Raw genomic sequence first — 16,981 nt, forward strand, 5'->3', positions numbered from 1 at the left:
TTTTAATTCATGCCAACAAACAAGTCTATTTATATTCTCCAAATACTCCCCTTAAGACGTCGCATATCTCGCCTAAAGTAGCATATTGTTTTACAGAATCAATTATAAAAGGCATAAGATTGTCACCTTTTTTAGCAGCAGTTTCCAATGCAGCAAGTTTTTCACTTACAGCTTTTGAATCTCTCTCTGCCTTTAGCTTTTCAAGTTTTTCCTTCTGTTTTTCTCCTACGGAAAGATCAACTTTAAGAAGTCCCTTTGGTGGTTCCTCTTCTATCTGGAATTTATTCATACCTACAACTACTTGTTCGCCGGATTCTACTTCCTTCTGATAATCATAGGAACTGTCCTCTATTTCTTTTTGTATATAACCCTTCTCAATAGCCTTTGCTGCTCCACCCAGCTCATCTATCTTCTTTATATATTCCATTGCCTTTTTCTCTGTCTCATCAGTTAAAGATTCTACAAAATATGATCCAGCCAGAGGATCTATTGTATCAGCTGCTCCACTTTCATAAGCTATAATCTGCTGAGTTCTAAGTGCAACTCTTACTGAATCCTGGCTTGGAAGTGCCAGTGCTTCATCTTTGGAATTTGTATGAAGGGATTGAGTACCTCCAAGTACTGCTGACAGTGCCTGCAGTGCAACTCTTACCACGTTGTTGTCAGGCTGCTGTGCTGTAAGAGTGCAGCCACCAGTTTGAGTATGGAATCTCAGTTTCAAGGATTTAGGATTTTTAGCATGGAATCTTTCTTTCATAACCTTTGCCCATATTCTTCTTGCTGCTCTGAATTTGGCTACTTCCTGGAACAATCCATTGTTGGCATTAAAAAAGAATGACAATCTTGGTGCAAACTCATCTACATCAAGGCCTGCCTTTATAGCTGCCTCTACATATGCAATTCCATCTGCAATGGTAAATGCCACTTCCTGTACAGCTGTTGAACCTGCTTCTCTTATGTGATATCCGGATATGGATATTGTATTCCATTTTGGAAGATTCTTTGAACAGAATTCAAATATATGTGTTATAAGTCCCATGGATGGCTGAACTGGGAATATATATGTTCCCCTTGCCACGTATTCTTTTAGAATATCGTTTTGTATAGTACCTTTTAATTTTTCTGGAGTTACTCCCTGCTTTTCAGCTACTGCAATATACATTGCAAGGAGTACTGAAGCTGGTGCATTTATTGTCATGGAAGTACTTACCTTGTCCAGTGGTATTCCATCAAACAACGTTTCCATGTCTTTAAGGGAGTCTATGGCAACTCCAACTTTTCCAACTTCACCTTCAGCAAGTTCATGGTCTGAATCATAACCTATTTGTGTTGGCAGATCAAAAGCTACACTTAGTCCAGTCTGACCTTGAGATAAAAGATATTTGTATCTCTTGTTTGATTCTTCTGCAGTGGCAAAACCTGCATACTGTCTCATTGTCCAGAATTTTCCTCTGTACATTGTAGGCTGAACACCTCTTGTATAAGGATATTCTCCTGGGAAAGAAAGTTCTTTGTTATAATCAACATTATTCACATCTTCAGGAGTGTACAGTCTTTTCACTTCTATATTAGATGTAGTTTTAAAAGCCTTTTTCCTTTCTGGAAACCTTCCAAGAGCTTTTGAAAGGGTACCTTTTTCCCAGTTCTCTTTTTCTTTTTTAACTTCATTCAACTTTTCTTCATTAAACATTTTCTAACCCCTTTTCTTTATACTTCTACCTTTGATTTATCAGTTTTAATTTTCATGCTCCCAGTCTTAACAAATCTTTCATGCCATGATAAAGCTTCATTTAATAAAACCGGTGTATGAATATTTTTACCTTGACTTGCCCTCTTAAAATAATCTTTAAGGAATGGCTTATAGTCAGGATGACTGCAGTTTTCTATTATTACCTTTGCCCTTTCTTTTGGAGATAATCCCCTTAAATCAGCTACACCCTGCTCTGTTACTATGACATCCACATCATGCTCCGAATGATCACAATGAGGTACCATAGGTACTATTGAGGATATTGCACCATTTTTAGCTATTGATTCTGTAGTAAATATTGAAATATATGAACTTCTTGTAAAATCACCTGAGCCGCCTATTCCGTTCATCATCCTCGAACCCATTATTTGACTTGAATTTACATTTCCATATATATCTGCTTCTATAGGTGTATTCATGGCTATTACTCCAAGTCTTCTGATTACTTCCGGATTGTTGCTTATTTCCTGAGGCCTCAATATAAATTTCTTTCTGTATTCATCAATCTTTTCATAGAATTTTTTCTGCCCTGCTTCAGAAAAAGACACTGATGTAGCAGAAGCTACTGAAATCTTGCCTTCATCCATTAAATTAAATACTGAATCCTGTGCAACTTCAGTATATACCTGCAAATTGGTAAATCTGGATTCTTTTAATCCTTCAAGTACTGCATTTGCAACTGAACCCACCCCTGATTGAATTGGAAGCAAGTTTTCCGGAAGTCTTCCCTGTTTAACTTCATTTTCAAGAAAGTCTATCAGATTTCCCGCCATTTTTCTGCTTACATCACTTATAGGTGCAACTTTTCTGATATTATCCTTTATATCACTGAAAACTATGCATTTTATCTTTTTAGGATCCGAAACTATGTAATCGGTACCTATTCTGTCTCCTGCATGAATTATAGGTATTGGCTGTCTAAAAGGCGGTTTTTCAGGAACGTACACATCATGTGTTCCTATGAGAGATACAGGCTGACTTTCATTTATTTCTACAATCACTATATCTGCATCTCTAACATAAGTAGGTGCATTACCCACTGATGTAGTCGGTATAATATATCCTTCTTCAGTTATACCCACAGCCTCGACTATTGCCACATCTATTTTTCCCATGAACCCATAGTCCACCATCTGTGGCGACATGCTGAGATGAGCATCTACATAATTAATTTCACCTGCATTAATGGCATTTCTAACGTCTTTATGTGTCTGATATGGAAATCTCTTGTTAATTGCCCCAACTCTAGCTAATTCTCCATCAAGTTCATCACCTACAGAGGCGCCTGTAAATAAATTTATTTTTATCTTAGCACCGTCTTTTATCTTTTTTGCCAGTGCCATTGGTACAGATTTTGGATATCCTGAAAATGTAAATCCGCTAGTTCCTACAGTCATTCCATCTTTTATAAGATCAGCTGCATCATTAGCTGTGCCTATATATTTCAAAAGGTCTTTGTTTTTTATTCTATCCGTAATCATGCTATCCCCTCTTCATTATAAATAATTGATCTTTTTTAAATTATTATTACCTTTTAAATTATTATTACCCTTAAGCTTAAATAAATGCCTTAACTTTTTAATTAATTTATACTATTAATACCAGAAACTCACATTCTCCTTTCTACTTTTTTCTTTCTTTTTTAACACATAGTTTAAAAATATACATTTAAAAAACGGCATCAGTGTACTCAGAAATACACTAATGCCGTGTTTTTTATTAATTCTTCATAAAGGGATCAACCTTTATGTTATAATAAAATGGCAATTTTATTAAATTGTTTTTAATTCTCTTTGTTCATTATTATTTTATACCTTTCATAACAGTTTATCAATACCGCTATAAAAGATTTTTTAGCCATTCCAAAGTAATTATCTTCTATATCCCCCACTATTTCTTTAACATTATTCAAATTCTTCCCTATTAATAAATTTTTTGCGTATTTCTTTGCAGTATCAGTCACAAAAGAACACTCAACATCCTGTATTTCACCGGAACATCTATTTATAATAATCCCTATAACAATTTCATTGTAAATTTCGGTTGCAGTTATTCCCTTCGGAAGCTTTGCATATCCAGTAATAAATATGTTATTTTTCTTCAAAATATACACCTCAAATCTACATATCATTTATAGAACCTAATGTATTAATAATTTTACATTAAATCGTAAATATAACTTACAAATTTAAAGTATGCAATTTTCCTTCCCTCCGAAAGAATCAACATAGATATTAGGCAGGCTTCCTGGCTCAGATTCATTTTACTCCTTGGCCTTCCCAGATATATAATCCAGTGGCATAATAAAGTTTCATCCTCCATACAGTAGCGGCGGGCTGCAGTCTTTATACTTTTCCTTTTACTTATTAAAATAACACCCATTTAAATATTCAATCTTACTTATATCTTGTCTATTTTAAATCTATCATCATAATCTACCCTTATATTACATCCTTCATAAATTTCACCCTTAATTATCTTCTTGGCAATAGACGTTTCCAGTACATTTTCCATATATCTTTTTAAAGGTCTAGCCCCATAAACCGGATCATATCCTTCTTCTGCTATGATTTCTTTAGCTTTGTCAGTTATTTCTATATAAATATTCTTATCTTTTAACCTGCTTTCTATATCTTTTAAGAATATATCTATTATAATTTTAATCTCTTCCGTATTTAACGGTTTAAACATTATGATATCATCCAGCCTGTTTAAAAATTCAGGTTTAAATTTCAACTTCATATCATTCATTACTTTATCTTTTATGTCTTTATCTATTCCCCTACTGCTCTTATTTTCCAGTAAATAACTGCTTCCTATATTGGAAGTCATAATTATAATACAATTCTTAAAATCTACCACTTTGCCTTGATTATCCGTAAGTCTTCCATCATCCAGTATCTGAAGGAAAATATTAAATACATCATTATGAGCTTTTTCTATCTCGTCAAATAATATTACACTATAAGGCTTTCTTCTAACTGCTTCCGTAAGCTGCCCTCCTTCTTCATAACCTACATATCCCGGAGGAGCTCCTATAAGCCTTGAAACAGAATACTTTTCCATATACTCCGACATATCTATTCTGATTATATTTTCCTCACTGTCAAACAAAGTTCTTGCAAGGGTTTTAGCCAGCTCGGTTTTACCTACACCTGTAGGTCCCAAAAATATGAATGATCCTATTGGTCTATTTGGATCCTTCATTCCTGCCCTTGCTCTTATTACAGCATCAGAAACTGCTTTCACAGCCTGCTTTTGTCCTACAACTCTTTTTGAAAGTTCATCTTCCAATTTAATAAGTTTCTGCCTTTCTCCCTCTACCAATCTTGATACAGGTATTCCCGTCCATTTAGATACTATCTGGGATATCTCCTTTTCTGTAACTTCTTCTTTCAGCATTGCACTTTCATTATTTTCTTTTATCAAATTTTCACCTGATGCTATTTCACTTTCCAGTTTAGGTATGACTCCATACTTCAATTCTGCAACTTTATTTAGATTGTATTCTCTTTCTGCTTTTTCAATTTGTCCCTTTGCTTCATCCAATTGCTTTTTTAAATTCCTGACTTCCGTTATATTGGACTTTTCCTTTTCATATTTGGCAGTTAGTTCATTGTCCTTATCTTTTAAATTATTCAGTTCTTTTTCTACTGTTTTAAGTCTTTCCACGGAAGCATTATCTTTTTCCTTTGATAATGCTTCTTTTTCAATTTTAAGCTGAAACAATTTTCTCCTGACATCATCCATTTCAGTTGGTACACTATCAATTTCAGTTCTTATCATGGCGCAGGCCTCATCGATTAAATCTATGGCCTTATCAGGTAAATATCTGTCTGTTATATATCTGCTTGAAAGTTTTGCTGCTGCAACTATAGCAGAATCATGAATTCTTATACCATGATATATTTCAAATTTCTCCTTAAGTCCCCTGAGTATTGAAATAGAATCTTCTACGCTGGGTTCATCTATTACAACTGGCTGAAACCTTCTTTCAAGAGCTTTGTCCTTCTCTATATATTTTCTGTATTCATCAAAGGTAGTAGCTCCTATACAGTGAAGTTCACCTCTTGCAAGCATTGGTTTTATCAAATTTCCTGCATCCATGGAACCTTCCGTTTTTCCGGCCCCAACTATAGTGTGAATTTCATCTATAAAAAGTATTATCCTGCCTTCACTTTTTTGTACTTCTTTTAAAACAGCCTTTAATCTTTCTTCAAACTCACCTCTAAATTTGGCTCCAGCAATCAGGGATCCCATATCAAGGGAAAATATTACCTTGTCTTTTAATCCATCTGGTATGTCACCTTTTATAATTCTCTCTGCCAATCCTTCCACTATAGCAGTTTTCCCCACTCCTGGCTCTCCTATTAACACAGGATTATTTTTAGTTCTTCTTGAAAGTATTCTGACCACTCTTCTAATCTCTTCGTCTCTGCCTATCACAGGATCTAATTTATGTTTTTTTGCCTCTTCAACCAGATTTCTTCCATACTTAACCAGTGCTTCGTAAGTTCCTTCCGGATCCTGGGTATCAACTCTCTGATTACCTCTTATCTGAGACAGTGCCTCTAAAAAACCGCTTTTCCTTATATTAAATTTTTCTAATATCTTATCCACATCACTGGAGTGCATTTCCATAATACTCAGCATTATATGCTCTACACTTATATAGGAATCTTTAAAATTTTTAGCTATACTTTCTGCTTTTACAAAAACATCTTCAAACCTTCTAGTAGCATAGAGAGAATTACTCTGTGCCCCTTCTCCCAGTACCTTAGGCATTTTATCCAGGACATTCTTAGTTTCCTTTACAAGTGATTTTACATCTACGGACATCTTTCCAAATATGTTTGGAATTAATCCATTTTCCTCAAACACCAGCGCTGAAAATAAATGAATCACATCTATCTGCTGATGACTGTATTTTACAGCTATGAGTTGTGCCTCATTTATTGACTGTTGTGCTTTTACTGTAAGTTTATTTATATCCATAATATAATATGTGGTGCAAAACTCGTATAAGTTTTAACACAGCTCCTCCCTCTCAATTTATTTTAATTTAGTATTATACATATGTACACTTTTTATCAGATAAGAATTTATACTTTTCCTTTAAATTAATGGCAAAGCTAAAATATTTAATTGATTCCGGGACATTCTTCATATTATAATACATTTTCCCCATTTCCATATACCTTTCATATATTTCGCTGCTTGTACCAAACTTAAGCAGGTTATCCAGAGAAAAGTTCATATACATTTCTCCCCTTATAAAATCTCTTTCTTTCAATAATATTAATGCCTTATAATAATAAGCCTTTTCTATAAAAATTATATTATTTAGATCTATTGCATAATCTAAAGTCATATCACATATAATATGAGCCCTTTTCATAACTTTGTTTTTCACCAGAGTGTCTGTGCTCATGAGCATAAAATTTGCCAGTTCCTTTATATTATCCTTAGGATATATATCCAATGACCTGTTTAAGTAATTTAATGCCCTCTCCTTCTTTTTGAAACCAAATAATATTTGAGCATAGTCAAACATTGCCTCAGCTTTACTTTTTAAATCATCTTTATAGAGTTCATATACCTTTTTTTCATATTGCTCAAATTTACCGGTATGCATCTTCAATGAGAGCACAGCAAGCATATGATATACCTCTGCACTTTCTCCCTTAGAATCCTCTAAACCTATAATTTTTACTGCCAATTCATATGCCTTATCATAGTCTTTTATAATAAAATAGCAAAAAGCTTTACAATACATGGCTTTTGATAAATATTCACTATATCCGCTTTTTATGCAAATACTCAAAACATTATCATAATAATTTATAGCTTGAAAATATTCTTTTGAAACATAAAAATATCTGGCAATATCCATATAATACATAGATGCATTTTTATTGGAGAAACATTTCTGTAAATACTCATAATATGGAGAAATTATAAATTGTATCTTTTCAAATTCTTTTTTATCCAGCTGGTAATTAAAAAGTTTATGCATTATTGTAAAACATATATTACAATAGGAATAACCTTCAGCAAATTTTAGATTATACCATAGTATCTTTTCATAATTTTCTGCAGGTGGATTTTTAGATATATCCTTTATATTTTTTATTATTTGGCTTTTCACATCCTGCTCCAGATATTGAATATCAATCTCAAGCTTATCCGCCACAAATTCCAGAATCCAATGTTCAGGCTTTATTTTATCATTTTCTATGCAGCTCATTTTTGAAACAGAGATTTTATTATTACATAAGCTTTTCAGGGTATATCCTTTATATATTCTAGCTCTTTTAATCTTTTCTCCAGTAGAAAGTATTTCCATAATTCTCACCTATTTTATTTAAGAATCTTTTAGCATTCCAATTTTTTTAAAGTTCTCAACACCTTCATTTAGATATTTAGCGGCTTCCTTATCCATGTTATTGTCTATATAAAACTTTCCCAATGTTATTGATATTTTAGCAGCTTCTTCAATATAGTCCATATTATTGGCAAAATTCAATGCCATAATCAATGTATTTTCTGCTTCCTTTTTATTGGACTCCAGCATATTTATTCTGAATTTCAATAGATAATAATACACTAAAGTTTTATTATTGCCCTCATCTACCCTATTCATTATTTCATCAAGAACCTTTTTTGAACTTTCAATGTCCTTTAACTTTATATAATTTTCACATATATTTACCAATGTTGTAGTAACATTACTATCTTTAAGCTTTATTCTCAAGTCTTTTGCCTTATTTAAATGAATAAAAGATTCTTCAATATTATCGAACTGATAAAAAAGTTTTCCCAAATTATTTTCAATTTTTGCAATATTCATAGTATCATTTAATTTTCTATACACTTCCAAAGTCTTTTTAGAATATTTTATAGCATTACTCATATCTCCTCTTTTGCTGTATTCTTCAGCCAGCAAAAAAAGTGTCTTAGCATATTCCTTTTTATTGTCCATCCGATTAAATTTTTCTTTTGCTAAATAAGAATAATTTATAGCTTGTTCTATATTTTCTAATTTAAAATTTGTACATGCTATATAATAATATATCTCTCCAATCAAAAAATCATTTCCTATTTTATTTTCATTATATATGTTTTCTGCCTGCTGGAAATAGCTGCAGGAAGAATGATACGACTTTAAGTCCATTGTAATTTTGCCTAAATTAATAAAGGTTTTTATAGTTTCTTCATACCTGTTATTTTTAATAAATATACTATTAGCTGACAGGAAAATTTGCTGTGAAATTGGATACTCCCCTTTGAGCATATAAATTATACCTCTTAAATATAAATTTTTTGCTTTTTTGTATTCCAGGCAGTATCTTTCTGCAAAATATAAAGCTTTTTCAATATATTGCTCCGCTTGAATCAAATCTTCACTTATTATGTAGGATTCAGCTATATTTTCAAAATAAGTACAAATTTTTTCTGCCTGAGTTTCTTCTGATTCCATCAGGTATTCAATAGAAGTCTTTAATTCTGCAGCCAGATATTCCAATAAATCCATACTAGGATTTGACTTTCCCGATTCCACAAGACTTATTTGACCCGGTGTAATTCTATCCCCTGCTAAATCCTTTAAGGTCATATTTAATTCTTTTCTTCTTCTTTTTATTTTCTCTCCTAAAGAAAGTATTTCCATAAATCACTCTTCCTTTTCCATATGCAGCTATAAATCATAAATTTTAACCAAATTAAAATTTTCACGAAGTATTTATCTTATTATACCATATTTTTAGCAACAAAAGAAAACCTTTTAAAAAAATGATATAATTTCAATTATGTTATAGATGGCTTCAGCAAATATTTACATTAAAAATAAAATAAGATGTACATCTTTACTCATAAATATACAATATTTAGGGGAAATGTACATCTTATTTTATTTATATTAAATTTTAAACTGTCATTTCATCCAATTCACCATATTATCTGCAGTACTTTTCAAATGTCTGGAAGCTCTCCTTATCTTTCTCTTACTGGATCCTCCCAATTCCGGAACTACCATCATGCCAACTGCCGCTCCAATTATTGCACCTGCTAAAAATTTTCCATGCATTGTCATCCTGCTCCTTCCTTAAATTTTTCACAATTACTTATTAGTTTTAATAAGAATTATATATGTAGGATGTGCAAAATTTATTTTTTTAAACAAATTAATTTTTACAATTATCTATATCTCTGGATTTAAATATATTGTGAAGTTGTTTTAAAATTTTAGATATATTTTTACTTCCAAGTATTTTTGTAATATAACTTACCACTTCTTTTGTAATCAAAATTATATTTTCTTCTCCCTGCCAATTGTCAATTATGATCTTTTCCGGTATTTCATCTATTATAATATTCAGCGCAAAAAACGCTATGGCAATATCATCTATTTTCCCTATAAAAGGTATGAAATCAGGTACTAAATCGATTGGGCTGGCAAGATATGCTATTAGTGCCGTTAGCATTGTCTTGACCTTTAAATTCACTCTTTTATCTTTCAGTAATCTCCAAAACAACACTATAATATCAGGCACAAGCATTCCATACTCCACAATTTTTTCATATTTAGGAGGCACTTTATGTATGATTTTCTTCCTGAATTTATGATATTTATCCAAAATCAATACATTCCTTTTCTTCTTTTCTATATGGGGAAATTTTTTTTCTTTTTCATATTTTATATTTTCTGCTTCTATTTGTAATGCATTAGGTAATATTTCTATACGGTTTAATTTAAGATTAAAATAAGGTATAAGTTTTACGGCTAAATTCAGATCAACAATTATGTTATCTTTATACACACTTATTCCATAGGGAGAAAAATCTTCCAATGCCTTTTTTATGGCAATATTTTTGACACCTTTAAATATCTTCAATTTATGAACCTTTAAATCAAATATTTTTAAATTTATAATATTGTCTTTTATATTTCCCAGCCCCAATTTAACCTCAAAAGCAGTATTTATCTTTTTTTTATAAATTCCCCTTACTGTAATAATCTCTTGTATACTTATATTTTCTATGTTCAATCCTTCTATTTTTAAATAATCCTGAGCTATGCTGAGTATATCTTCTTCAGTTAAAATAACTTTTGCCACAGACACTTTCATACATAATTCTCCCTTCATATATTGCTGATTTTTATTTATTTTAATTCCCTTTCCCATAAACCATTTTTCAAAAAAGACGCCGCTTTTTTCTCGGCCTTATTTACAATACCATCCTCATATCCTAAAATGCTTAAAAGCTTTATTGCATTTTGAGTTGTAGACTTTCCCTGGTAAATTTTATAATCAAATGCTATCTGATTATTTACGATATTTTCCTGAAAATGATAATTTCTAAAATAATCTTCAAGTATATATGCAAGTTCTATATCATGAGTGGCCGCTATACATATACAGTTACTTAAAGTAAAATATTTAAGTACTTGGGAAGAAGCAGCTATCCTCTCCACTGTATTAGTTCCTCTAAGTATTTCATCTACAAAACATACAATAGGTATGTTTTCATTCATGCTGTCTATAATTCTCTTAAGAGATTTAGTCTCCACTACATAGTAACTCTCCTTACTCAATACATCATCCCTCAAAGCCATGGACGTATATATTTTAACATAATAACCCTCAAAATAACTGGCAGTACATGTACATATAGTCTGTGCAAATATAATATTTAAAGCTACAGTCTTTAAAAAGGTAGATTTACCTGATGCATTGGAACCTGTAATCAAAATAGAATCTGCAATCCCCAGAGAATTTGGCACGGCCTTTTCTATAAGCGGATGAACTACGTTTTTAATTATAATATTTTGATTCTTCTTATTATTACACATATGTAATTGGGGGACAGCATAGCTTTTTATTCTGACTCTATATGAAGCAATTGCTATACAGCTGTCTATATTTCCAATTATAGAATGGATGGTTTTGAATTCATCGCTCTTTTGTCTAAGTATAAAACTCATTTTTTCATAATTGATTATATCCGTCAGAAATAGTATACTCATGTATTCCATTAACATGGCCATATCTGTGCCATTGTTGAATAAGCTAAAATAGAATTTCTTAATTTGTTTTACTGAATCAGCAGCTTTTTTCAATCTATCAATACATTGTCCCAATTCTTCCACCTGAGCCTTCAATATTGAATTGGAACACCTCACTATATTGATTATGTAGGCAAAATCCCTAAGCCTGCAATCCAATTTCCTTTTAAAAAAATAATGAATTCCAAAATTTATGAAGCAGCATACAATTAAAGAAAATGCCCCAAAATATAAATTCACAAACATCACTGCAATTGAAACTATGGGCATAATGCTGAATAACCTGTACATGTTTAAGGAAGAGCGCTTGTGTTCATAACTGTTATCATCATAAAAATAGTTGGTTATGGAAATTCCTCTTTTCCTCCCAAGCTTCCCAAGTATATACTGAATATTCTTCCTTTTATCAGGGTTTTTCATAAAATATTCTATAATCTTATTTCTATATTTGAAATTTTCATCATTATATATGGGCTTTCTTAATATGGCATAGAGTGATTCTTCTCCCGGTGTACTAAATGTAGTATCTATATCCTTAAATATTTCATCCATCTCCAGATCATTCCATGTAATCTCATCAATAAAGAAACTATCCTTTTCATACAACTTTATATTTTTAAAATATCCAGCTATATCATCAATTTGTTCCCTATCGTACTTTTTATCTGATTTTTTACCCCACTGTTCCTCTATTTTTCGTTTTATTTCAGCATTATTTCTTAAAATTGATATAGTGGAAACTATAGCAACTATTATCACTACTGCTATTAAATATCCGATAAATTCAATCACTTCATGGGCCTCCTCATATTAATATCTTAAATTATATCAGATTCAAATTAACATATCTATTTAATTTTTGACAAATTAACTTTACGGGTTATACCATCCCGCCATTTCAGTGAATTTCAGCTTCTTCCATAAATTACACTAGAAAAATTTATGATTTTCATTAGACTAATGGGCAAAAATATTATAATATCATTATAATATTACAATTTATATATGCCTGATATTTTTAAATCACTTATTGTAAATTAACTCATTTTACAGATTATATGTAAAATAATTTCATTATAGTTAATTCTTTATAATTAACCAAGAATTATTTTAAGAGGGTGAAAATTTTAATGAAAATGATAAAAAATAAATTTATTTTAATACCAATTTCAGTGCTTATACTATCATTGAGTTTGTTAATATTTATGAATTACAGCAATAACTCTATAAGCTATAAATCCTATATTTTATTTGAAAAAGATCTATCAAATAAAAATATCTCCACAATTTATATAACGGATTCTCCTAAGATAAGGGTGCAATTAAAAAATGGTACAACCTATGAGACAGATAACCCCAGAACACCTGATTCTAAAGAAGTTTTCTTGAAAAATGGGATAAATGTACTTGAAAATTATCCTGCAAATAGCAGGCAGACTTATCCTGCTGCCCTAATGATTATTTCCATTATATCCATTATAATCATGTCACTTAAATCTTCTGGAAAAGCTTCTAAAAGAGTATTGTCCCTGGATTCTCTTGATGCCGCTGCTGTTGAGGACTCCAACTATAATTTTAATAATGTGGCTGGAAATGAGGAGGCAAAAGAAAGTGTAAAAGACGTAGTGGATTTTTTAAAAAATCCGGAAAAATATGCTTCATATGGTGCTAGAATGCCAAAAGGCATTATGCTTTATGGACAGCCAGGTACAGGTAAGACCCTTCTTGCAAGAGCTGTTGCAGGCGAAGCTAATGTTCCTTTCTATGCTGTTTCTGGTTCTGACTTTATACAGGTATACGTAGGTGTTGGAGCCAGCCGTATAAGACAATTATTTAAAAAGGCCAGAAGCAACAACCAGGGAAAAGCAGTTATATTTATAGATGAAATAGATGCTATTGGCAAAAAGCGAAGTGGTTCAAACAGTTCTGGTGGTTCTGATGAAAGGGATCAGACTTTAAATGCTCTTCTCACAGAAATGTCCGGATTTGATGAAAAAGAAGGTATTGTAGTCATAGCTGCAACTAATAGGTTGGATATGTTGGATCCTGCTCTTTTAAGACCAGGGAGATTTGACAGACATATAGAAATAACTTTACCTGATATTTCTTCAAGGGAAAAAATCATAAATCTTCACCTGAAAAATAAACCTGTGGGTAATATAAATGTACATGAATGGGCACAAAAAACTTCTTATTTTTCAGGTGCAAAAATTGAAAATTTGATAAATGAAGCTGCTATAATTGCCTGTAAAGAGGATAGTGCAACTATTGAAAACAAGCATATGGACAAGGCATTTTCCATTGTACTTGCAGGATACGAAAAGAAAAACAGAGATTATATAAGAGATATAGATAGAAAAATAACTGCATACCATGAAGTAGGACATGCATTGGTGTCTTTGAAGATATTGCCCAATGAAAAAATATCCAAAATAACAATTATCCCCAGCACAAAAGGTGCTGGAGGTTATACCTTAAGTATTCCGGAAGACAAACTCTATGAAAATAAAGATTATTTAAAAAGAAGAATAATGGTACTACTTGGAGGACGAGCTGCTGAAGAGGTGGTGTTCGGATCCAATTATATAACTACTGGAGCCCGTAATGATCTTCAGCGCAGCACTAGTATATCCTTCAACATGATAACTCAATATGGTATGGGTAAAACACTGGGACTTTTAAGTATGCAGGAACTGAATGATTTAAATATAAACCAGGATGAGATAATCCATGAATGTAAAAAACTAATTGACTCCATATACTCCGAAGTAAAAAATATTATAATTGAAAATAGACATTGTCTTAAAAAGATAACAGAATTGCTCTTGGAAAAAGAGACTCTGTTCTCAAAGGATTTGGAGGATTTAAAAATAATAACACATAGGTAATGCCCATAAACCTTGGTCTTCAAGTTCAGAAATAATTAATTCATATCTGAACCTGAAGACCCCTTTATAGAAATCACTTGATCTTATCCAGTAAATAGGTAATAGATATACCTCCCAAAAGCCCGCCCAGGTGTCCAAAATTATCTACATTTGCTATGGAAAATCCTATTATAAGATTCATTATAATCACAGATAATATATTCATAATAAATCCTTTCCCCATCTGCTGTTTCATTTTAAGGGCAAATACCAGCGCAGCACCTAAAAGTCCAAATATTGCACCTGAAGCCCCTACTGAAATTGAAGGTGAAAATATATAGCTTGTCATAGACGAAATAATACCGGAAATAAAATATATAATTATATATTTGAATTTGCCGTACACCTTCTCAATAAAGGTACCCATTATATAAAGAGAGTACATGTTTACACCTAAATGTATTATACCGGCATGCAGAAACATGCAGTTAAACAATCTATAGTACTGTCCGCCGGCTATAAGTGAATTAACCTTAGCTCCCATAAATACAAGCACATTTAAATCACTGTCAAATATATTTCCAGAAAGATATGAAGTTATAATATAAACCATTACATTTAAAGCTATAATAATGTATGTAACAATAAATTTACTTATTTCCATTTTACTATTGACATCTTTATTATTAGATTTGTCCCCTTTCATATAGGATATTACACCGGATATTTGATTTGCTAATTTCTTTGCACCATTGGTACAGCACATTATCTGATTTAAAACAGGATTGATCAAGATCAATTCACATTGTGGATAAATTTCATGGTTTAATTGTGAATTATTATCTCCCCATATACAGGCATTTCCGTCCAGCACTATCTGTATCAGTCTTATATCTGCATTTTCAAATGATTTTCTCAGATTGTAGATTATATCTTCCACTCTTATATTCCTGTAACTTTCTATAACAGAAAAAAACATTATATTTAAAGTATCACCATCTTTGTTGTATACTGCCCATTTACCATATACTCCTGCTTGTTGTTTCATTTCTATAATATTAAAATTATATGTTTTATATAATTTATCTATTAAATTGTTAATATATAGATCCATGTTTATCTCCTAAAAAATATTCCTACGCAATAATCAGATACACTTAGATTTATTATATGTTTTACAAGTTATTCTATCCAACTTTATTTTATTCAAACTACTGTAGTTATAACTATACTTGTGTTTTTTAACAAGTCTATCTCAAAAGCCGGTATGGGTTCCCTGGTTTTAATATCATAAAGCACTCTTATTACCGGTCTATCCGGAAATCCTCTGTTTTGCCTTACAACATAACCTTCAACTTCATTTGATAATTTGACGCAACACCCCAATGGATAAATAGCAAAAGTATTCTTAAAATAAGATACCAGACTTTGATCAAAACTGCTTCCGCTTCCTGAAAGTATAAGTTCATAGGCATCACTGGGACTAAACTTCTTTCTATAACACCTGTCATTACTTACTGCATCATATACGTCACATATACAAACCAGTTTTGCAGCTCCTGTTATTTGTTTATTATTAAGCCCGTAAGGGTATCCTCTTCCATCCACTCTTTCATGATGTTGTTCCACCATTTTTATTATTTTATTTGAAATTGCAAAATTTTTTTTCAATATTTGCGAGCCATATATAGGGTGCTTTTTTATTTCATAAAATTCCTTATCCGTAAGCTTATCTTTTTTATTTAATATGGTTACGGGAATTTTGATTTTCCCCACATCATGCAGTGCTGCTCCTACTCCAATTTCTTTTAAATCCCATTGATTGTATCCTGCTGAAATACCTAAAAAAGAAGCCATAATACACACATCTATGGAATGAATAAAAGTATAATTATCATAAGTTTGGATATCATAAAGACTTTTATTGACATCTCCAAGTTCAATTATATAGCTTATCATATCTTCTACAATACTTAAGGATTCCTTCAACTTTCTCCCATTACAATCATGTAGATTTGCAAGTATATTTGACATGCTCTTAATGGTAAATTGTTTCAATTTAGTTAATTTTTCATCTTCCACATCCACATCTTCTAATCTTTCATCCTCTACATATAGATAGAATACACCTAATTTCTCTAATTTATCTATATAGTTATTATTTAATTCCACCCCAGCCCTTAACAAAACTTGTCCTTCACTTGTTAATATACTTTTTCCCAGAACATCCTTTTCTTTAACCTTATTTATAAATTCTAGTCTCATTATTTCACCTCAATAAAGTTTTGCGTAGTAATT

The 16,981-nt window shown here is 31.5% G+C and carries 12 protein-coding genes and 1 riboswitch; of the genes, 1 reads left to right on the plus strand and 11 read right to left on the minus strand.

Features of this window, described 5'->3' with window-relative positions:
- Positions 1-25: 25 nt before the first annotated feature.
- The 9 genes from ACYUJ6_RS13030 to ACYUJ6_RS13070 all read right to left on the minus strand — a co-directional run bounded on the left by ACYUJ6_RS13030 (position 26) and on the right by ACYUJ6_RS13070 (position 12,608).
- Complete coding sequence (locus ACYUJ6_RS13030; protein WP_461843187.1) at positions 26-1,690, minus strand: acyl-CoA mutase large subunit family protein; 1,665 nt, start codon at positions 1,688-1,690, stop codon at positions 26-28.
- A gap of 17 nt (positions 1,691-1,707) precedes the next feature.
- Positions 1,708-3,231 (minus strand): acetyl-CoA hydrolase/transferase family protein, encoded by a 1,524-nt coding sequence (locus ACYUJ6_RS13035; RefSeq protein WP_461843188.1) that lies wholly within the window; start codon positions 3,229-3,231, stop codon positions 1,708-1,710.
- A gap of 302 nt (positions 3,232-3,533) precedes the next feature.
- Entirely contained in the window at positions 3,534-3,854 is a 321-nt protein-coding gene (locus tag ACYUJ6_RS13040) for a DUF3870 domain-containing protein (protein WP_461843189.1), read from the minus strand.
- 116 nt (positions 3,855-3,970) lie between these two features.
- Positions 3,971-4,148, minus strand: a riboswitch (cobalamin riboswitch).
- A 2-nt stretch (positions 4,149-4,150) separates the two neighbouring features.
- Complete coding sequence (gene clpB, locus ACYUJ6_RS13045) at positions 4,151-6,745, minus strand: ATP-dependent chaperone ClpB (protein ID WP_461843190.1); 2,595 nt, start codon at positions 6,743-6,745, stop codon at positions 4,151-4,153.
- Between the two features lie 73 nt (positions 6,746-6,818).
- Positions 6,819-8,096: a transcriptional regulator gene (locus ACYUJ6_RS13050; RefSeq protein ID WP_461843191.1), complete on the minus strand. Its 1,278-nt coding sequence runs from the start codon at positions 8,094-8,096 to the stop codon at positions 6,819-6,821.
- Between the two features lie 18 nt (positions 8,097-8,114).
- On the minus strand, positions 8,115-9,419 hold the full coding sequence (locus ACYUJ6_RS13055; RefSeq protein ID WP_461843192.1) for a helix-turn-helix domain-containing protein: 1,305 nt from the start codon (positions 9,417-9,419) through the stop codon (positions 8,115-8,117).
- 264 nt (positions 9,420-9,683) lie between these two features.
- On the minus strand, positions 9,684-9,842 hold the full coding sequence (locus ACYUJ6_RS13060; protein WP_461843193.1) for a YtxH domain-containing protein: 159 nt from the start codon (positions 9,840-9,842) through the stop codon (positions 9,684-9,686).
- A gap of 91 nt (positions 9,843-9,933) precedes the next feature.
- On the minus strand, positions 9,934-10,878 hold the full coding sequence (locus tag ACYUJ6_RS13065) for a YkvA family protein (protein WP_461843194.1): 945 nt from the start codon (positions 10,876-10,878) through the stop codon (positions 9,934-9,936).
- A gap of 35 nt (positions 10,879-10,913) precedes the next feature.
- Positions 10,914-12,608: a MutS-related protein gene (locus ACYUJ6_RS13070; RefSeq protein WP_461843195.1), complete on the minus strand. Its 1,695-nt coding sequence runs from the start codon at positions 12,606-12,608 to the stop codon at positions 10,914-10,916.
- Positions 12,609-12,946: 338 nt separating this feature from the next.
- Between ACYUJ6_RS13070 and ACYUJ6_RS13075 the strand changes: the two genes are divergently transcribed.
- A complete protein-coding gene (locus ACYUJ6_RS13075; protein ID WP_461843196.1) occupies positions 12,947-14,704 on the plus strand; it encodes an ATP-dependent metallopeptidase FtsH/Yme1/Tma family protein in 1,758 nt (585 codons plus the stop codon).
- Positions 14,705-14,777: 73 nt separating this feature from the next.
- On the opposite strand, the gene ACYUJ6_RS13080 is transcribed toward ACYUJ6_RS13075, so the two are convergent.
- The gene (locus ACYUJ6_RS13080; protein WP_461843197.1) at positions 14,778-15,797 is read right to left on the minus strand and encodes a rhomboid family intramembrane serine protease; all 1,020 of its coding nucleotides are present in this window, start codon (positions 15,795-15,797) and stop codon (positions 14,778-14,780) included.
- A 92-nt stretch (positions 15,798-15,889) separates the two neighbouring features.
- Positions 15,890-16,948 (minus strand): HD-GYP domain-containing protein, encoded by a 1,059-nt coding sequence (locus ACYUJ6_RS13085; protein WP_461843198.1) that lies wholly within the window; start codon positions 16,946-16,948, stop codon positions 15,890-15,892.
- Between the last annotated feature and the right edge of the window lie 33 nt (positions 16,949-16,981).

It is taken from the genome of Clostridium sp. JNZ X4-2 (genome assembly GCF_054889485.1).